At 71.4% G+C, this 18,827-nt stretch carries 15 protein-coding genes; 2 read left to right on the top strand and 13 right to left on the bottom strand.

Annotated elements, in window-relative coordinates:
• Window positions 1-289: 289 nt before the first annotated feature.
• From ACZ7LU_RS39400 to mshD, 7 genes are all read right to left on the bottom strand, one after another.
• Window positions 290-751 carry an NUDIX hydrolase gene (locus ACZ7LU_RS39400; protein ID WP_471919589.1) on the bottom strand — a complete coding sequence of 154 codons (462 nt, stop codon included), beginning with the start codon at window positions 749-751 and terminating at the stop codon, window positions 290-292.
• Window positions 748-1,950 carry a CHAD domain-containing protein gene (locus ACZ7LU_RS39395; RefSeq protein ID WP_471919588.1) on the bottom strand — a complete coding sequence of 401 codons (1,203 nt, stop codon included), beginning with the start codon at window positions 1,948-1,950 and terminating at the stop codon, window positions 748-750. The genes ACZ7LU_RS39400 and ACZ7LU_RS39395 overlap by 4 nt, the downstream gene beginning before the upstream one ends.
• Window positions 1,931-4,177, bottom strand: coding sequence for an RNA degradosome polyphosphate kinase (locus ACZ7LU_RS39390; protein ID WP_398302744.1), 2,247 nt, complete (start codon window positions 4,175-4,177; stop codon window positions 1,931-1,933). Before ACZ7LU_RS39390 ends, ACZ7LU_RS39395 begins: the two co-directional genes overlap by 20 nt.
• Before the next feature lie 234 nt (window positions 4,178-4,411).
• A complete protein-coding gene (locus ACZ7LU_RS39385; RefSeq protein WP_471919587.1) occupies window positions 4,412-5,380 on the bottom strand; it encodes an ABC transporter permease in 969 nt (322 codons plus the stop codon).
• Window positions 5,377-6,276, bottom strand: coding sequence for an ABC transporter ATP-binding protein (locus ACZ7LU_RS39380; RefSeq protein WP_471919586.1), 900 nt, complete (start codon window positions 6,274-6,276; stop codon window positions 5,377-5,379). The genes ACZ7LU_RS39385 and ACZ7LU_RS39380 overlap by 4 nt, the downstream gene beginning before the upstream one ends.
• Complete coding sequence (locus tag ACZ7LU_RS39375) at window positions 6,273-6,752, bottom strand: GntR family transcriptional regulator (RefSeq protein WP_471919585.1); 480 nt, start codon at window positions 6,750-6,752, stop codon at window positions 6,273-6,275. The genes ACZ7LU_RS39380 and ACZ7LU_RS39375 overlap by 4 nt, the downstream gene beginning before the upstream one ends.
• Window positions 6,753-6,868: 116 nt before the next feature.
• Window positions 6,869-7,858: a mycothiol synthase gene (gene mshD, locus ACZ7LU_RS39370; RefSeq protein ID WP_471919584.1), complete on the bottom strand. Its 990-nt coding sequence runs from the start codon at window positions 7,856-7,858 to the stop codon at window positions 6,869-6,871.
• Between the two features lie 500 nt (window positions 7,859-8,358).
• On the opposite strand from mshD, the gene ACZ7LU_RS39365 reads away from it, so the two are divergent.
• Complete coding sequence (locus tag ACZ7LU_RS39365) at window positions 8,359-10,197, top strand: bifunctional metallophosphatase/5'-nucleotidase (protein ID WP_471919583.1); 1,839 nt, start codon at window positions 8,359-8,361, stop codon at window positions 10,195-10,197.
• Between the two features lie 87 nt (window positions 10,198-10,284).
• Complete coding sequence (locus tag ACZ7LU_RS39360) at window positions 10,285-11,547, top strand: LmeA family phospholipid-binding protein (RefSeq protein ID WP_471919582.1); 1,263 nt, start codon at window positions 10,285-10,287, stop codon at window positions 11,545-11,547.
• 44 nt (window positions 11,548-11,591) lie between these two features.
• Here the strand turns inward: ACZ7LU_RS39360 and abc-f are convergent, their stop codons facing one another.
• The 6 genes from abc-f to ACZ7LU_RS39330 all read right to left on the bottom strand — a co-directional run bounded on the left by abc-f (window position 11,592) and on the right by ACZ7LU_RS39330 (window position 18,642).
• On the bottom strand, window positions 11,592-13,226 hold the full coding sequence (gene abc-f / locus ACZ7LU_RS39355; protein ID WP_471919581.1) for a ribosomal protection-like ABC-F family protein: 1,635 nt from the start codon (window positions 13,224-13,226) through the stop codon (window positions 11,592-11,594).
• A gap of 130 nt (window positions 13,227-13,356) precedes the next feature.
• Window positions 13,357-14,799 carry a sensor histidine kinase gene (locus tag ACZ7LU_RS39350; protein ID WP_471919580.1) on the bottom strand — a complete coding sequence of 481 codons (1,443 nt, stop codon included), beginning with the start codon at window positions 14,797-14,799 and terminating at the stop codon, window positions 13,357-13,359.
• Entirely contained in the window at window positions 14,796-15,533 is a 738-nt protein-coding gene (locus ACZ7LU_RS39345; protein WP_398302761.1) for a response regulator transcription factor, read from the bottom strand. Before ACZ7LU_RS39345 ends, ACZ7LU_RS39350 begins: the two co-directional genes overlap by 4 nt.
• 95 nt (window positions 15,534-15,628) lie before the next feature.
• Window positions 15,629-16,681: a S1C family serine protease gene (locus tag ACZ7LU_RS39340; protein WP_398302763.1), complete on the bottom strand. Its 1,053-nt coding sequence runs from the start codon at window positions 16,679-16,681 to the stop codon at window positions 15,629-15,631.
• Window positions 16,682-16,792: 111 nt separating this feature from the next.
• Window positions 16,793-17,815, bottom strand: a complete 1,023-nt coding sequence (locus ACZ7LU_RS39335) for a LacI family DNA-binding transcriptional regulator (protein WP_398302765.1) — start codon at window positions 17,813-17,815, stop codon at window positions 16,793-16,795.
• Between the two features lie 23 nt (window positions 17,816-17,838).
• Complete coding sequence (locus ACZ7LU_RS39330; RefSeq protein ID WP_470975349.1) at window positions 17,839-18,642, bottom strand: response regulator transcription factor; 804 nt, start codon at window positions 18,640-18,642, stop codon at window positions 17,839-17,841.
• Between the last annotated feature and the right edge of the window lie 185 nt (window positions 18,643-18,827).

Below are 18,827 nucleotides of genomic sequence, written 5' to 3'. Positions count from 1 at the left end.
CTTGCGTCGTGTTGTAAGGCCGAAATTAGGCAGGGCAAGTGAAGCGGCCGATGGACGCGAGTGAACGGCGGGTGAACCTCGGCGGTCGGCCTGGTTAGGTGATGCGTTACAAAAAGTAGCGCTCAGACTACGCAGGGTGAAGACGGCTGGTCCAGTGCGCCGGATACGATCAGCGCATGATCTACCCGTTCCTTCTGGGCATGGCTGTCCTGCTCACCGTCGCCGGCGTGGGCGTCTGGATCTGCCTGGAGTTCTGCAGGGCTCTGCGCGAGCGGCGGGATACGGCTGCCTAGCGCTTCGTCAGTGCCGCGAGCAGATCTGTGACGAGTTCCGCGTCTCTTTCGCGCGTCAGGCGGCGGCGGGCCGCGTCGGGGTCCAGCCACCGGAGGTGCGACACCTCGGAGTTGGGGACGAAGGTGCCGGAGCGCGCTTCGGCGGCCCAGTAGCGGACCTCCTTGGGGCGGCCCTGCGCGTCCCTGTAGTGGGCCGTGGGGAGCTCCGCGCCGAGCTCGCACGTCATGCCGGTCTCTTCGAGGACTTCCCGCACGGCCGCCTCGTCCGCCGTCTCGCCGTGCTTCAGCTTGCCCTTCGGGTGGGACCAGTCCGACCACTTGGGGCGGTGGACCAGGGCGAGTTCGATGCCGTGCGGTGCGGTGGGGGCGGGCCGCCACAGGACGCAGCCGGCGGCGTGGACGACCTCCTCGCCGGGCCGGCCCTCCTCGTACGGCACCGGATTCTCGTCGGACGTCACCGGGTCCTCGCCTCCTCGCGCAGCCACGCCTGATGGAAGGCGAAACGTGCCGCCTCCACCTCGTGGCGCTGGTCGGCGTGGAGCACGCCAAGGGCGTACGCCGTGGCCGGGGCGATCCGCGGGGTCCGCGCCGCGTGTGCCGCGGCGGCCGCCGCGGCCGCCGCCTCGCGGTGGACGTTCAGGGCGTGGCTCGCGTCCGCGATACGGGGCTCCGCGTGCGGGTGGCCCAGGACTTCCTGGGCGTACCGGTGCAGGCGCAGCAGGGAGCGGACCTTCAGCCACGGGGCGTCCTGGGCGTCCGGGGCGGTGTCCGTGGGGGCGAGGCCGTGGGAGAGGGCGCCCGCGTTGTAGGGGTGGCCGGCCTGGCCGAGGGGGAGGGCGGTGACGGCTTCGGTCAGGGTGGTCCTGGCCTGTTCCGCGAGGGCCTGGAGGTCGTCCCTCGCGGCGTCGCGGAGGGGGACCTCGCTGGCCAGTACGGCCACGTTGTCCGCCACTGCGTGGAAGCGGGAGGAGCCGAAGGCCTGGAGGGTGGTGGAGTGGGCCCGGGTCTTGGCGAGGGTGAGTTGCCGCTCCAGTAGCGCGGCGGCTTTGGCTGCGCCTACTGCCAGGCCTCGCGGGGTACTGCCTCCGTCAATCGCACCCGGCACCGTGGGCTGTGCCCACCCGTTCCGCCGTGCGGAACGCCTGCCCACAGCGGGAGCGGCAGCGCCGGGCGTCGCCGCAGCGGGAGCGGCAGTGCCAGCCGCCGCAGCGGCAGCGGGCTCGGGGTTGTCCACCGGTGAAGGTGGCGGCGGGAGTTGTGGTGGACCCGAGAGGCGGTGGAGGGCTGTGGAGAGGCGGTCCAGGCGGGTGGCGTAGGCGTGTTCCTGGGCCAAGGTGCCGGAGAGCCAGGCCAGTTCGGCGCGCAGGGAAGAGGCCCAGTCCGGGTCGAGGAGAGGGCGGAACGTGTGCAGCGTGGCGCCGATGCGGCGCGCCGCGCGGCGCAGGGCGCAGGCCGCCTCCAGGGACTCCTCCGCACCCTGCGCGTCCGTCGTGGACTCGCGGTGCAGCCGCAGCGAGCGGAGGAAGTCGGTGGCCTGGTCCTGCAGGTAGGCCGTGAGGGCATCGCCCGCGGCACTGACACGGGCACCGGCACCGGTGCCAATACCCGTGCCCGTGGCCGTCTTCGTACCCGTCATCTCATGGTGTTGCTGTGCCACGCCGGCGCCTCCGGGCGTCTATGAGCATCTCCTGCACGTTCCGCAGCGGCTGGCCTTCCGGGTCCACCGAGTGGCGGGTCCAGTTGCCGTCCGCGCCCAGGTGCCAGGAGGCGGTGGTGTCCGACATGCCGGTCTCCAGAAGCCGGCTGAGGGCCGCCCGGTGCGCCGGGTCCTGGACCCGGACCAGCGCCTCGATGCGGCGGTCGAGATTGCGGTGCATCATGTCGGCGCTGCCGATCCACACCTCCGGTTCGCCGCCGTTGCCGAAGGCGAAGACGCGGGAGTGTTCCAGGAAGCGGCCGAGGACGGAACGTACCCGAATGTTCTCCGAGAGGCCCTCGACGCCGGGGCGCACCGCGCAGATGCCGCGCACCCACACGTCCACCTCGACGCCCGCCTGCGACGCGCGGTAGAGCGCGTCGATGATCGCCTCGTCGACCATCGAGTTGACCTTGATGCGGACGTAGGCCGGGCGGCCCGCCCGGTGGTGCTGCGTCTCCTTGTTGATGCGGGAGACGAGGCCGTCGCGCAGGGACTTGGGGGCCACGAGCAGCCGGCGGAAGGTCTCGCGGCGGGAGTAGCCGGAGAGCCGGTTGAAGAGGTCGGACAGGTCCGCGCCGACCTCCGCGTTGGAGGTGAGGAGGCCCAGGTCCTCGTAGAGGCGGGCGGTCTTCGGGTGGTAGTTGCCGGTGCCCACGTGGGAGTAGCGGATGAGGGTCTCGCCCTCCTGGCGCACGACGAGGGAGAGCTTGCAGTGGGTCTTGAGGCCGACGATGCCGTAGACCACGTGGCAGCCGGCCTCCTCCAGCTTGCGGGCCCACTTGATGTTGGCCTGCTCGTCGAAGCGGGCCTTGATCTCGACGAGGACGAGGACCTGCTTGCCGGACTCGGCGGCGTCGATCAGCGCGTCCACTATCGGGGAGTCGCCCGAGGTGCGGTACAGCGTCTGCTTGATGGCGAGGACGTCGGGGTCGGACGCCGCCTGCTCCAGGAAGGCCTGCACGGACGTGGAGAACGAGTCGTACGGGTGGTGCAGGAGTACGTCGCGTTCGCGAAGGGCGGCGAATATGTCGGGGGCGGACGCCGACTCGACCTCGGCGAGGTCGCGGTGGGTGCCGGCCACGAACTTCGGGTACTTCAGCTCGGGCCGGTCCAGCTTGGCGATGCTGAAGAGGCCGGTGAGGTCGAGCGGTCCCGGCAGCGGGTAGACCTCGGCCTCGCTGATCTTCAGCTCGCGCACCAGCAGGCTGAGGACGTTCGGAGCGATGGTCTCCTCGACCTCCAGGCGCACGGGCGGCCCGAAGCGGCGCCGCATGAGCTCCTTCTCCAGGGCCTGGAGCAGGTTCTCCGCGTCGTCCTCCTCGACCTCCAGGTCCTCGTTCCTGGTGAGCCGGAACATGTGGTGCTCCTGGATCTCCATGCCCGGGAAGAGCTCCTGGAGGTGCGCGGGCGCGGCGATGACGTCCTCTATGGGGACGTACCGCTGCGGGGAGGCCTCCAGGAAGCGGGAGAGCAGCGGAGGGACCTTCACGCGTGCGAAGTGCTGGTGGCCGGAGACGGGGTTGCGCACGACCACGGCGAGGTTCAGGGAGAGCCCCGAGATGTACGGGAAGGGGTGCGCGGGGTCCACGGCCAGCGGGGTCAGGACGGGGAAGATCTGCTGCCGGAACAGCGTGAAGAGCCGGGACTGCTCCTTCTCGGTCAGCTCGTGCCAGCGCACCAGCTGGATGCCCTCCTCGGCGAGGCCGGGCGCGACATCGTCCTGGTAGCAGGCGGCGTGCCGGGCCATGAGCTCGCGGGAGCGGTTCCAGATGAGGTCGAGGACCTCGCGGGGCTGCAGGCCCGAGGCCGAACGGGTGGCGACGCCGGTCGCGATGCGGCGCTTGAGGCCGGCGACGCGGACCATGAAGAACTCGTCCAGGTTCGAGGCGAAGATCGCCAGGAAATTCGCCCGTTCGAGGAGGGGGGTGTGCGGGTCCTCGGCGAGTTCAAGCACTCTTTCGTTGAAGGCGAGCCAGCTGCGTTCACGGTCCAGGAACCGCCCCTGCGGCAGCTCGGCGCCGTCGTGGCCGACCGCGGCGTCCTCGTCGTACGCGTCGAGATCCGCGTCGATGTCGGGGTCCAGGTCGGAGACGGTGGCGGCGATGGTGGCGGGCCGGTGCGCGGCGATGGAACCCACGGAAGGCTGGGCGTGCTGGACTCGTCCCTGCGTGTTCTGCTGGCTCATGGATCCATTGTTCCGCGCGGGCACGACGATGGGCGCGTCGGAGAGCGCGGGAGTGAGGCGGAGCCTCCCGTTCTCCGGGGCGGGGTCGGGCGCGGCGGGCGTCATTGAGCGAGCGTCGCAAGGCTGTCTGAATCAGTGGTTACGGCGACATGACGTGCGGGACATCGGCCGAAGACCCCCGGGCGTCTACAGGGCCGGGGGTCTTCGTCGATCGTACGGTTCAGGCCGTGCGGTTCAAGCCGTGCGGTGGCGCAGGAGGCGGAAGACCGCGTACGTGGCGATGGCGGCGAGGGCGAGGACGATGCCGGTCTCGATCAACTGGACGTGCCAGAAGTGGGACCGGGGGTGGTAGTCCATGTACCAGCCGGTGATCTTCGTGTCGGTGGGGCAGGAGAAGCCGGGGGACGGCTTCGGGAGGCACGCGTGCTCGTTGAAGCGGTCGCCTGCGGCGTTGGTGACTCCCTGGTCCATGCTGAAGGAGCCCCACGGGAACCTGGTGGGCCAGGTGTTGCCCTTGGTGGCGGGCCCGGTGACGGTGTCCACCGGCACCAGGTGCCAGCGGATGTTGCCGAGGCTCCACAGGACGAGCCCGGTGATGGCCCCGGTGGCGGCCATCGCGAGCAGCGTGCGGCGTACGGCGAACCCGATGAGCGTGCCGAGCGCCACGGCGAACAGGGAGTACGCGACGAGGACGGGGCCGATCGCCTCGTAGACGCCCCGGTCGGCCCAGTGGAGGGGCGAACGGCCGCCGAGCACGTCGGAGGCCCCGAGCCGGAACGCCACCAGGAGGACGAGCGTCCCGAGCGCGGCGAGCGCGGCGGCCGTGCTCAGCTTGGCGGCGAGCCAGCGCGCGGGTGAGACGGACTGCGTCCAGGAGACCTTGTGGACGCCGCTCTCCAACTCGCGTGCCACCAGCGGGCCCGCGACGAACGCGCCGATGAGCAGCGGGACGAGGAGCAGGCCTATGGACCCGCTCTCCATGCTGGCGTCGAGCAGGTCCTTGGCGCTGGCGAAGCCGAGGAAGGAGTCGCAGGCTTCGCCCACGACGCAGTTGTCGTCAGAGACCGGATAGGCGCCGGCCGCCCAGCGCAGCCAGCCGGAGTAGGCGACCGCGAGGACGACGAAGGCACCGGCGCTCAGGAGCGCGGTGCGGTGCACGCGCACGTCCACCCAGCGCGGGCCTCGCAGAGTCAGCAGGCTCATGCCGCCACCCCCGGCCGGGACGTGGCGGTCGTGCCCGGCGTCAGCAGGGGCGGCGCGTCCGGGGACCGGAGATGGGCGAGCAACAGTTCCTCCAGGGAAGGCTCTTGTACGTCCCAGCCGTCGTCGACCGGGCCCTCGGGGCGGATCAGGGCCGTCAGGCCGCGGCCGGTGGCGCGGGACTCGATGACGGTGTGCGGGGCGAGGTCGGCGGCCGGGCGGACGCCCGTCACCAGGGCGTGCGCGGTGACGAGGTCGTCGATGCCGCCGCCGAGCCGGATGCGCCCGTCGGACACGAGGAGCAAGTGGTCGCAGGCGTCGGCCAGTTCGCCGACGATGTGGGAGGACATGACGACAGTCGTGCCGTGTTCGGCGGCCTCAGCCATGAGCGTGCCCATGAGCTGGTGCCGGGCGAGCGGGTCGAGGTCGGCCATCGGCTCGTCCAGGAGCAGCAGTTCGGCGCGCTTGCCGAGGGCGAGGGCGAGCGCGACGCGGGTGCGCTGGCCGCCCGAGAGCGTGCGGACGCGGGCGCCCGGATCGAGGGCGCCTCCGGCGAGGACGCGCTCGGCGACGGCCATGTCCCAGCGGCCCGGGTTGAGTTCGGCGCCGAGCCGCAGCGTGTCGGTGATGGTCAGCCGCGGGTGGAGCGGCTTGTCCTGGGCCACGTACGCCACGCGGGCGCGGGCCTTCGCGGGGCTGGTGCCGAGCACGGTCAGCGTGCCGCCGCCGGGCCGGTCGAGGCCGGCCGCGAGGGAGAGCAGCGTGGACTTGCCGGCGCCGTTGGGGCCGACGACCGCGCAGATCCGCCCGACCGGCAGGCGGAAGGAGCAGTCGCGCAGGGCCTGGCGGCGGCCGAAGCGTCTGGACAGGGTGTGTGCCTCGATGGCGGTGTCGGTCATGCGGGGTCCCCCTTGGTTGCTGCGGGTGCTGCGGGTGTCGCGGGTGCTGCGGGTGTTGCGGGTGTCGCGGGTGCTGCGGGTGTTGCGGGTGCCGTGTCCGGGGAGTCGAACTGTTCTTCCAGTACGGCGCTGAAGAGCGCTGCCACGTCGTCCTTCTCCAGCCCCGCCGCCCGGGCCCGCGCGGTCCACTCGACGAGCTCCCCCCGCAGCGGTGAGTCGGCGGGCGCGCTGCCCAGCGTGCGGCGGACGAAGGTGCCGAGGCCGCGGCGGGCCTCCACCAGGCCTTCGCGCTCCAGCTCGCGGTAGGCCTTCAGGACCGTGTTCGGGTTGATGGCCGTGGCCTCGACGACCTCACGGGCCGTGGGCAGCTTGTCGCCGGGTTCCAGCAGGCCGAGGCGGAGGGCCTGGTGGGTCTGCTGGACGATCTGGAGGTAGGTGGCGACGCCGCTGCGCCGGTCGATGCGGTATTCGACCACTGCCTTGCACCACCCTTTCACTAATTGAGTAGTGAAAGGGTGGTGCAAAAGAGGGGCGGCGTCAAGCGACGCCGCCCCGTGACTCCGTCGGTCCGGCCCTGTTGGTCGGGTGTCGGTCAGGTCTCCGTGCGGTACATCAGGTCCGTCTCGTACGTGACGAAGCCGAGGCGTTCGTAGACGCTGACGGCCGCCTTGTTGTCCGCGTCCACGTACAGCATCGCGGTCGGCAGGCCCGCCTGCGCGAGGTGGCGCAGGCCCGTCGTGGTCAGCGCCTTGCCGAGGCCGCCGCCCTGGGCGCCGGGGCGCACGCCCAGGACGTACACCTCGCCGAGGCGCTCCTCCGCGTGCACCTTCGTCCAGTGGAAGCCGACCAGCTCGCCGTCGCTCTCCCGCACCGCCAGGAAGAACCCCGCCGGGTCGAACCACGGCTGCGCCTTGCGGTCGTCCAGGTCGCGCTGGGTGAGGGAGCCCTGCTCGGGGTGGTGCGCGAAGGCCTCGGCGTTCACCGCGAGCCAGGCCGCGTCGTCCTGGCCCGGCACGAAGGTACGCACGGTGATGCCCTCGGGGAGGGGCGGCTCGGACAGGTCCAGCGGTGTCTGGGACTGGTCCTGGATCTGGGGCTGGGGCTGGGCCGGGTCCTGGTCCGTCAAGGGGCGGCGCATCTGGCGCAGTTCGCGGAAGAGCGCGAGTCCGAGCACCTGTGCCAGGTGGCGGGCCGCGGAGTGTCCGCCGTGCGCCCATACGCGCAGGCGCCGGCCCGACTCGTGCAGCAGCGCCGTGCCGAGCGCCCTGCCGTGCCCGTGCCCGCGCCGCGAGGGGTGTACGACGAGTTCGGCGGCGGGCGCCTCCACGGGGTCGGTGTCCTCCAGCTGCGCGTACCCGACGAGCTGGTCGCCGACGGTGAGCAGCAGGTGCCGGACGCCGTCGCGGGGGCCTCCCCGGAGCTGCAGCCGCCCCTGCTCGGACACCGCCTGCTGGCCGTCCGTACGGGCGGCCTCGGCGAGCAGCCCGAGCACGGCGTCGGCCTGCGCCGGGGTGAGGGCGGTGAGGGTCTCGATCTTGCGGAGGGGGGTGGGGGAGGCCTCGGCGGGGCGGTCGTCAGTCATACACCCGAGCGTATTCTGGCGGGGCGCCTTTGGGGTGGGGCATCGCGCTGCGCGCTCGCGTCCTCAAGCGCCGGACGGGCTTGATCCTTGGCTTGCGCTGGGTTGTCGCCTGCCGGCGGGTGGGTGGTTTGTCGCGCTCCGCGCTCGTCCTCAAGCGCCGGACGGACTGGAATTCCCTGCCGTGCCTCGTCACCCGCGGGTGGTGGGTGGTTTGTCGCGCTCCGCGCTCGTCCTCAAGCGCCGGACAGGCTGAAACCACCCCGTGCCGGACAGGCTGAAACGACCCCGTGCCGGGCCAGCTGAAGCCACCCCGCGCCGGGCCGGCTGAAGCCACCCCGCGCCGGGCCGGCTGAAGCCACCCGGTGCTCGGCCCCTCGAGCGTCGGACGAGTATCGGTCGAGCAGCAATCAGGCTGTGACCCGGAACCCTCTGTTGCGCTACGCGCGTTGACTCTAGGCTGCGGGCGGTCCCATTCTTCTCACACCTCCCCGGGGGAACGCGTGCCCGCCATAGCTAAGCACCGAAGGCCCAGACGCCGTACCACTCGCGTCCTCGCCGTTGCGGCGGGGCTCGCCACCGTCGGCGCGCTTGCCGCGTCGCTGCCCGCCAGTGCGGGGCAGGACGGGGCGGCGGACGGCGGGAAGGACGGCGGCAAGAAGCGGACCGTGGACGTGCAGTTGTTGTCGTTCAACGACTTCCACGGGAACTTGCAGCCTCCGGCGGGATCCTCCGGGCAGGTCACGGAGAAGCAGGCCGACGGGAGCGAGAAGAAGATCGACGCGGGCGGGGCCGAGTACCTCGCGACGTCGTTGCGTACCGCCCGCAAGGGCCACCCCTACAGCGTCACCGCCGCCGCCGGTGACCTCATCGGCGGCAGCCCGCTGCTCTCCGGGCTCTTCCACGACGAGCCCACCGTCGAGGCGATGAACAAGCTCGGCCTGGATGTCAGCAGCGTCGGTAATCATGAGTTCGATGAGGGGGCCGCGGAGCTGGCCCGTATGCAGAACGGCGGCTGTCATCCCAAGGACGGGTGCTTCGAGAAGGACCGGAAGGGGAAGCCGAAGCAGTTCGAGGGCGCGGATTACCCCTATCTCGCCGCCAACGTCACGAACGAGAAGTCCGGCAAGCCCATCCTGAAGCCCTACTGGGTGTGGAAGGAAAAGGGCGTCAAGGTGGGATTCATCGGAGTGACCCTGGAAGGCACTCCGGACATCGTCTCCGCCGACGGCGTCAAGGGGCTGAAGTTCCACGACGAGATCGAGACCGTCAACAAGTACGCGAAGATCCTCGACAAGCAGGGCGTGAAGTCCATCGTCACCCTCATCCACGAGGGCGGCGCCCCGGCCAGTCAGGCGTACAACTACGACTGTGACTCACCGGGTGCCGGTGACGGGATCTCGGGGCCGATCACCACCATCGCCAAGGGCATCACGCCCAAGGTCGACGCGCTCGTCACCGGGCACACGCACGCCGCGTACGTCTGTACGATCCCCGACCCGTCGGGCAAGCCCCGCATGGTGACCTCGGCGTCCTCCTTCGGGAAGCTCTACACCGACACCACGCTGACGTACGACCGCAGGACCAAGGACATCGTGCGGACGAGCGTGAAGTCGGCGAACCACGTCGTCAGCCGTGAGCAGGCCAAGGCGCCCGACATGACGTCGCTCATCTCGCGCTGGGACAAGCTCGCCGCGCCCGTCGCCAACAAGGCGGTCGGCTACATCTCCGCCGACATCCCGGGCCGCGGCGCCACCACCCCCGAGTCCCCGCTCGGCGACCTCATCGCCGACGCGCAGCTGGCGCACGCCAAGTCGCTCGACCCCGAGGCCGACCTGGCGCTGATGAACCCCGGCGGCATCCGCTCCGACCTCGTCCACAAGGCGAGCGGCAGTGAGGGGGATGGGGTCGTCACGTACGGCGAGGCGTTCACCGTGCAACCCTTCAGCAACACCGTCAACCTGGTCGACCTGACCGGCGCACAGCTCGTCACCGCCCTGAAGCAGCAGGTCAGTGGGGCCAACCAGGCTTCCCCGAAGATCCTTCAGGTGTCCGAGGGGCTGACGTACACCCTCGACATGACCAAGGCCGGTGCCGACCGCGTCGTCACCGACTCCATCAAGCTGAACGGCAAGGCGCTCGACCCGGCGGCCACCTACCGCGTCGCCCTGAACTCCTTCCTCGCGGGCGGCGGCGACGGCCTCCCCGAGCTGGGCAAGGGCGCGAAGCCGTTGGTCGGCGCGGATGATCTGAAGGCGTTCAACGACTATCTGGCCGCCAACTCCTCGGCGGCCAAGCCGATCGCGCCGCCGAAGGCGGACCGCATTACCGTAGTGAAGTGAAAACAGCGCGTTAAAGAACTGACCGATATCGGTTCTTACCGGGTGTAAGGCTTGGGGTGGGGTGTGAACGTATGGTGAGATCACTCGATGCGTTCCCCCCACCGCATAGCCACGCCACCTTCGGAAACTCCGCCGCCGGCCCCCTCGTACACCAACCCGTATGAAGAACTTGGTGCCCTCGCGCCGAACCCGCTGGAGGAGTTCCTCCACGAAGACGAGGACAAGGACGAGGACAAGGGCAAGGCCGGGCTTGACGCGGACGTCCCCTGGACTCCGCCCAACCACCGCCGCGGCAGCCGTAACCGCAGCCGTCGTCGTCGCAACCGCTTCGCCGGTCTGCCGCTCGCCGCGAAGGCCCTGGTCGCCGTCCTCGTCGCCACCGCGTTCCTCGCGCTCGGCGACCGCTGGGCCCTGCTCTACGCCGAGCACGAGGCCGCGGACAAGCTCAAGGACCAGCTGAACCTGAGCGCGGCCCCCGAGGTCGACATCGAAGGGTTCCCCTTCCTCACGCAGGTCTTCGACAAGCGCGTGGACAAGGTGAAGGTGACCGTCCCCGACGTCGCGGCCGACCGGGTCTCGCTCGCCAAGGTCTCCGCGACCGCGTCGGACGTGACCATCGACGGCGACGGGCCCACCTCGATCACGGGCGCCACCATCGGGCAGATGGACGGCGAGGTGCTGCTCTCCTTCGAGGACCTCAACCGCGAACTCGGCGCCTCCCAGGTCACGTTCACCGGCCGTGGCACCGACCAGGTCCTCGCGCGCGGCACGCTGCCCGTCGCGGGCCACGACCTGAAGGTGCGCGCCGACGCCCGCATCCAGCGCAACGGCGACCGCGGCATCTCCACCGACATCGGCGGCATGAGCCTGCAACTCGGCGACCTGGCGACCTACCGCCCCGGTACGCGCGAGAAGGAGGGCCTGCACCTGTCGAAGAGCTCCGCCGACCGCGTCGCCGAGGAGACGGCGAAGGCGAAAGCGCTGCTCTCCGTCCCGGCGATCGTCGAGCGGCTCGGCGTCCCGGAGAAGGTGGTGCGCGGCGCCCTGAAGAGCGATGCCAAGCTCAACGACCTCACCGGCTCGCCGCGGTTCGTGAACGACGTGATGGGCCTGAACCTCATCGACGTGGCGATGGGCCACCCCGAGCTCCTCAAGAAGCTGGGCCTCGACCCCGCCCTCCTGAACGGGCTCTCCCAGCTCACCCGCCCCGTCCTCGCCGACCGCCTCACCCTCGCCTTCCAGCTACCGAAGCTGCCGGGGGCCGGGTCGATGGCGCTGCGCGACGTGACGGTGGAGAAGGAGGGCATCCGGGTGCGGATCGCGGGGGCCGGGATCGGCATCGGGGGTTAGGGCACGAAGGCGTCAGGGCACGAAGGCGTTGGTACACGAAGGCCTCACGACACGAATCGGCCGTCCCGCAGCGCCAGTTCACCGCCCTCGAACCGGTCCCGCAGCCGTCGGTCGTGGCTGACGATCACCAGCGTGCCCCGGTACCGGGCGAGCGCCGCCTCCAGGTCCTCCACCAGGGCGGGGGAGAGGTGGTTCGTCGGCTCGTCCAGGAGCAGCAGGTCCAGCGGGCGGGAGACGAGTTCGGCGAGTTCCAGGCGGCGGCGCAGGCCCACCGAGAGGGCCCGCACCGGCCGGTCGAGGTCCGCCTCGCGGAAGAGCCCGAGGGAGAGCAGCTCGTCGCGGCGCTCCTCACCGAAGACGGCGAGTGCCGTACGGCTCTCCTGCCACAGGGAGTTGTCCTGCCGCAGCAGGCCGACCCGCGCGGGCCGCCGGACCTCCCCGCTCGCGGGCGTCAGCTCCCCGGCGAGCAGCCGCAGCAGCGTCGACTTGCCCGCGCCGTTGGGCCCGGTGACGAGCAGCCGCTCGCCCGCGCCGATCCGCAGTGTGCCGTCGACGGTGAGGCGTCCCGGCACGCGTACGTCGGTCAGTTCCACCGCCCCCGACGCCTCGCCCATGACCCGCGCGGTGAAGCGCAGGGGCCGCGGGGGCGGCGGCACCGGGTTCTCGGCGAGGCGCTGCAACCGCTCCCGTGCGCTGCGGATGCGGCTCATCGCGCCGTGCGCCCGCGACCTGGCACGGAAGGCACCGGCGCCGCTGAACGCGGCCGGGGCCTTGCGGGGGATCGCGGAGAGCAGACCGATGTTGGACTCGGCGAGCGCGGACTGCCGGGCCACCTCGGCGCGCCACTCCTCGTACTCGCGCTCGTGGCGGGCGCGTTCGGCGGCCTTGGCGGTCAGGAACCCGGCGTATCCGTTGCCGTAGCGGCGTACGGTCCGCGTGTCGCCGTCGACCTCCAGGACCGTCGTCATGACGCGGTCGAGGAACGCCCTGTCGTGCGTGACGGCGACCAGCGTGCCGCGGTGGGCGCGCAGCCGGTCCTCCAGCCAGCGCACGGCCTCGTCGTCGAGGTCGTTCGTCGGCTCGTCGAGGAGCAGCAGCTCCGGGGCGGCCGCGAGGGTCCCGGCGAGGGCGAGGCGGGCGCGCCGGCCGCCGGAGAGCGTGCCGAGCTGGCGGGTGCGGTCCAGCGGGCCGCGTTCGCCGAGGCGGCGCAGGCCGACCTCGACCCGCCGGTCCGCGTCGTGCCCGCCGCGCGCCTCGAACTCGGCGACCAGGGCGGCATAACGGTCGTACGCGGCCGGGTCCGCGCCCTCCAGGGAGGCCTCGGCAGCCCTGATCCGCCGCTCCAGGGACCGCAGTTCGGCCAGGGCGTGGTCGATCGCGTCGCCGACGGTCGCGGTGTCCGGCAGGTCGAGGGTCTGTGCGAGGTGTCCGACGCCGCCGGGGGCGACGACGGTGAGGCTGCCGTTGTTGGGCTCCTCCTGCCCCGCGATGAGCCGCAGCAGCGTGGACTTGCCGGCTCCGTTGTCCCCGATGACGCCCGCCTTCTCGCCGGGCCGGACGGTGAGCGAGACGCGGTCGAGGACGATGCGGTCCTCGTAGCGCTTGGTGATGTCGGTGAGGGTGAGCTGGGAGACGGCGGGAGTGGCAGGGGCGGCGGTGGGGGCGGTGACTGGGAACAAGTAGGTCCTCTTTGCTCGGCGGCATGGGCGGCGACACACGGTCGCCGTTCGCTGCGACGAGACGTATCGTCTCACCTGCTCCCGAGAATGTAGCGCACTCCGGAGCGTCCGGCAAGACGTTCCGTCTCGTTCAGGTGGTGGGAGTCTCCGGCGGCGGAGTCGCCGCTCCCGGCAGCTGCACCGTCGCCACCGTGCCGCCCCCCTCGGCCGCCGTCAGCGTCACCTCGCCGCCCGACTGCCGCACCGTACGGGCCACGATCGACAGGCCGAGGCCCGAACCCGGCAGGGAGCGCGCGGACGGGGAGCGCCAGAACCGGTCGAAGACGTGCGGGAGTTCGTCCTCGGGGATGCCCGGGCCGTGGTCCCGCACCGTCAGCCGGCCGCGGTCGAGGGTGACCTCCACCGTGCCGCCGCGCGGGCTGAACTTCACCGCGTTGTCCAGGATGTTGACGATGGCCCGCTCCAGGGCGGGCGGCTCCACCCGCACGTACCAGGGCGCGAGCTCCGCGGTGATCGTCAGCTCGGGGCCGCGCAGCCTGGCCCGTTCGATGGCCGTCCTGGTGACGTCGTGCAGGGCCACGACCTGGACCTTGGCACCGCCGGCCCCGGTGTCGGGGCGGGACAGCTCCTGGAGGTCGCCGATGAGGACGGCCAGCTCGGTCATCTGCGCGGTGACCGAGGCGAGGAGCGCCTTGCGGTCGTCGGGCGGGATGGCGCGGCCCGTCTCCTCGCTGCGGGCGAGCAGTTCGATGTTGGTCCGCAGGGAGGTCAGCGGCGTGCGCAGCTCGTGGCCCGCGTCGGCGATCAGCTGCTGCTGGAGGTCGCGGGAGGACGCCAGTGAGGCGGTCATGGAGTTGAAGGACTCCGAGAGGCGGGCGATCTCGTCGTCGCCGCCGACCGGGATGCGGAGGTTCAGGTCCTCGGTGCGGGCGACGTGCTCGACGGCCTCGGTGAGCCGGTCGACCGGGCGCAGCCCGGTGCGCGCCACCCAGAGCCCGGCGGCTCCGGCGCCGAGGACGCCGATGCCGGCGACGACGAGCAGGATCAGGGCGAGGTTGTCGAGGGTGTCGTCCATCTCGCTGAGCGGGCGGGCCACGGAGACGGCGAGCGAGAGCTGCGGGTAGTCGTCCAGCGGGTAGGTGTAGACCCGGTACTTCTCGCCGTTCGCCGCGGTGGTGTTGTGGTACGTCGCCGACCTCTCGCGGGCGGCGACCTCGGTGTCCGCGTCGCTGACCTTGATCGACTGGCGGCCGAGGATGATGCAGTTCGTGCCGTTCTCGGCCACGACCTGGATCGTCTGGTTGTACAGATCCGGGTTGTCGCGGCCCGGGATCTCCCGCAGGCACCGCGCCCCGCCGGCCACCGGGTCGATGTCGATCCGCTGGACCACGTCCCCCGGCTTGGGGCGATTGCTGCTCAGTGCGTCGTCCAGTGAGTCCATGAGGGCGTTGCGCACCACGAACCAGCAGGTGACGGCCGCCGCCGCCACCGCCAGAGCCACCGCCACCGTCACCAGCAACGCCAAGCGCGAGCGCAGAGGAAGGCCCCGGAAGCGCCGCTGCACCCTGTTCACTCGCCGCCCCGCAGCACGTACCCGACACCCCGCACCGTGTGCACGAGGCGCGGCTCGCCGGCCGCCTCCGTCTTGCGGCGCAAGTACATGACGTACACGTCGAGGGAGTTGGACGTCGGCTCGAAGTCGAAGCCCCAGACCGCCTTGAGGATCTGCTCGCGGGTGAGGACCTGGCGCGGGTGGGCGAGGAACATCTCCAGGAGGGTGAACTCCGTGCGGGTCAGCTCGACCGTCCGCCCGCCCCGCGTGACCTCGCGCGTCGCGAGGTCCATCCGCAGGTCGGCGAAGGCGAGCGTGTCGCCCTCGGCGGCCTGCCCGGCCCCCGCCGCGTACGAACTGCGGCGCAGCAGCGCGCGGATGCGGGCGAAGAGCTCGTCCAGCTCGAACGGCTTGACCAGGTAGTCGTCGGCGCCCGCGTCGAGTCCCGTGACGCGGTCGCCGACGGTGTCGCGCGCGGTCAGCATCAGGATCGGTGTGGTCGAGCCAGTGGCGCGGAGCCTGCGCGCCGCGGTGAGGCCGTCCATGCGGGGCATCTGGATGTCGAGCACGACCAGGTCGGGACGGTACGCCGCGGCCTTCTCCAGCGCGTCGGCCCCGTCGACGGCGACCTCCGTGCCGTACCCCTCGAAGGCGAGACTGCGCCGCAGCGCCTCCCGCACGGCGGGTTCGTCGTCCACGATCAGGATGCGCAGCTGCTCGCGGTCACCGGTGCGGTCGCCTTCGGCGGGGCTCATGGGCTTCGGACTTCCTCGGGTCAGGGGCGGAACGGGGCCGGTACTGCTGGTCTGCCGGTATCAGCCTCGCACGCGGGCGTGTGGTCCGGCTGCCGTCACGTCTTCGAGCCGGACCGCAGCTTGCCGAGGTCGTCCTTGACCGTGTCGATCGGGATGGCGAAGCCGAGGCCGACGCTGCCGGACGCGGACTCGCCCGTGCCCTGGCCGGACGAACTGGGCGAGTACATCGCCGAGTTGATGCCGATGATGTTGCCGTTCATGTCGATGAGGGCGCCGCCGGAGTTGCCGGGGTTGAGCGAGGCGTCGGTCTGGAGCGCCTTGTACGTGGTCTTCGACGACCCGGTGTCGCCGTTGAACTCCCGCCCGTCGAACTCGAACGGCCAGCCGCCCTGCGGGTCCTGCGGCTGCTCCTGCCCGTCGCCCGTGGAGACGGTGACGTCGCGGTCGAGCGCGGAGATGATGCCGCTGGTGACGGTGCCGGTCAGGCCCTCGGGGGAGCCGATGGCGACGACCTCGTCGCCGACCTTGACGTTCTCGGAATTGCCGAGGGTCGCGGGCTTGAGCCCGGAGGCGTCCTTCAGCTGGATGAGCGCCAGGTCCTTCTTGCTGTCGGTGCCGACGACCTCGGCGTCGTACGTCTTGCCGTCGTTCGTCCGCACCTTGATCGACGAGGCGCCCGCGATGACGTGGTTGTTGGTGATGATCTCGCCGTCGCTCGTGGTGATCACACCGGAGCCCGTCGACTTGCCCTGCCCGGTCGTGGCGCTGATCTCGACGATGCTGGGGCTGACCGCCTCGGCGACTCCGGCGACGGTGCCCTTCTTGCTCGTCGGCACGACGTCCGTGCTGGTGGCGGTGGAGCCGCTGTTCCTGTCGGTGAGCGTCTGCACGCCGTACGCGGTGCCGCCGCCCACCGCCGCCGCCGCGATCGCGACGGCCGCGAGGAGGGCAGCGGGGCCCCTCGCGCGGCGGCGCCGGGCGGGGGCCGGCGCGTGCAGGGGGTCCGGTGCCTGAGGTGCCTCCGGCGCGTGAGCGGGCGGGGGCGGATACGCGCCGTGTGCGTACGCTCCCGGCGTACCGCCGTGGTGCACAGGCGCTGACGACTGCTGCTGGGGGTACTCGCCGCTGGGGCGGAAGGTCTCGGTCATGACACTGAGATTGGCGGCCGTAGATGAGAGCTGCCTGAGTACGTCCTGAGAAGCCCGGCAGAAGTGCGTATGCCCGATATAAGGACGAGCACGGCTCCTGTCGGCGAGGTGCTACTTGCAGCCGCAGGACTGCCGCACGACCAACCGCGAGGGGAACAGCTTCAGCCGCTCCCGCCGCGACCCCGCGACCCGCAGGCCGTCGTCCAGGACGAGGTCCACCGCGGCGCGCGCCATCGCGGGCCGGTCCGACGCCACCGTCGTCAGCGGCGGATCCGTGAGGCCCGCCTCCTTGACGTCGTCGAAGCCGGCGACGGCCAGCTCGCCCGGCACGTCGATGCGCAGCTCCCGCGCCGCCCGCAGGATGCCGATGGCCTGGTCGTCCGTGGAGCAGAAGATCGCGGTGGGCCTGTCGGGCCCGGCGAGCAGCCGCAGGCCGACCTGATATGCGTCGTAGCGGTTGTACGGCGCTTCGAAGAGCCGGCCCTCCACCGAGCGCCCGGCCTCCCGCATCGCGCGCCGCCAGCCCTCGACGTGGTCGGAGACGGGGTCGCCGACGGTCGGGGTCTCGGCCATGCCGCCGAGACAGGCGACGAACTCGTGGCCGTGCTCGAGCAGGTGCCGGGTGGCGAGCTGCGCGCCGCCGATGTCGTCCGTGACGACCGCGACGTCGTCGATGGCCTCGGGCCGCTCGTGCAGGAGCACCACGCGGGCGTCCCACGCGTCTATCTCGGCGGCCGCCTGGTCGGTCAGGCCGTGGCTGACGAGGATGAGGCCGGAGACCCGCATGCCGAGGAAGGCGCGGAGATAGTGGGTCTCGCGCTCCTCCACGTAGTCGGAGTTGCCGACGAGGACCATCTTTCCGCGCTCGGACGCGGCCTGTTCGACGGCGTGCGTCATCTCCGCGAAGAAGGGCTGCCGCGCGTCCGGCACGATCATGCCTATGAGGTCGGTGCGCCGCGAGGCCATGGCCTGGGCGACCCTGTCGGGCCGGTACCCCAGCTCCTTGATCGCGGCGAGTACCCGCTCGCGCGTGGCCGGGGCGACCGGCCGGGGTCCGTTGTTGATGACGTAACTGACGACCGCGGTCGAAGTACCCGCAAGTCTTGCCACGTCATCCCGAGTCACCTTGGCCACGCGCGGAGTCTACGCGGATGGAACTACCGCTGGGCAGGGCGTACGGCAGCTTCCTTCGGAGCGGGCGCCGCGGCGGCCCGGGCGGTCCCCCCGCCGTCCTCCTCGGCTCGCGGGGCGGCGGCCTTCGCCTTCTCGCCGTCGGCCGCGCGTTCGACCTTCTCCGGGGTGACGAAGCGGTAGCCGACATTGCGGACCGTGCCGATCAGCGACTCGTGCTCGACGCCGAGCTTCGCCCGAAGCCGCCGCACGTGCACGTCGACCGTCCGCGTGCCGCCGAAGTAGTCGTAGCCCCACACCTCCTGGAGCAGCTGGGCGCGCGTGAAGACCCGCCCCGGGTGCTGGGCCAGGTACTTGAGCAGCTCGAACTCCTTGAAGGTCAGGTCCAGGACCCGGCCCTTCAGCTTCGCGCTGTACGTCGCCTCGTCCACGGAGAGATCGCCGTTGCGGATCTCCATGGGGGAGTCGTCGGAGGTGATCTGCTGGCGGCCCATCGCGAGCCGCAGCCGGGCCTCGACCTCGGCGGGGCCCGCCGTGTCGAGGAGTACGTCGTCGATGCCCCAGTCCGCGGTGACGGCCGCGAGGCCGCCCTCCGTCACGACGAGGACCAGCGGACAGCCGGGCCCCGTGGAGCGCAGGAGCTGGCAGAGGCTGCGCACCTGCGGAAGGTCGCGGCGCCCGTCGACGAGGATGACGTCGGCACCGGGGGTGTCGACGAGAGCGGGCCCCTCCGCCGGGGCGACGCGCACGTTGTGAAGGAGCAGGCCGAGAGCGGGGAGCACCTCCGTCGACGGCTGGAGGGCATTGGTCAGGAGCAGCAGAGAACTCATCGCCGACCACCTGCCCGGGTCGTCTGACTGTCGTGCACGTTTCGCTCGCCCATAACGTCGGTTCCTCCTCGGTCCCTGCGAGGACGTTTACGGCACTGCTTCGTACTGTGGTGCGTGTGCGCAAGGGCCCGCGCCCGGGGCTCCGAAAGCACAAAAGGACCCGGGGGCTGCGCTGCCCGGATCCT

The organism is Streptomyces sp. NPDC039462, from assembly GCF_055639375.1.
Note: the sequence above shows the minus strand (reverse complement) of the source record. Positions and strands in the feature narration are given on the sequence as shown.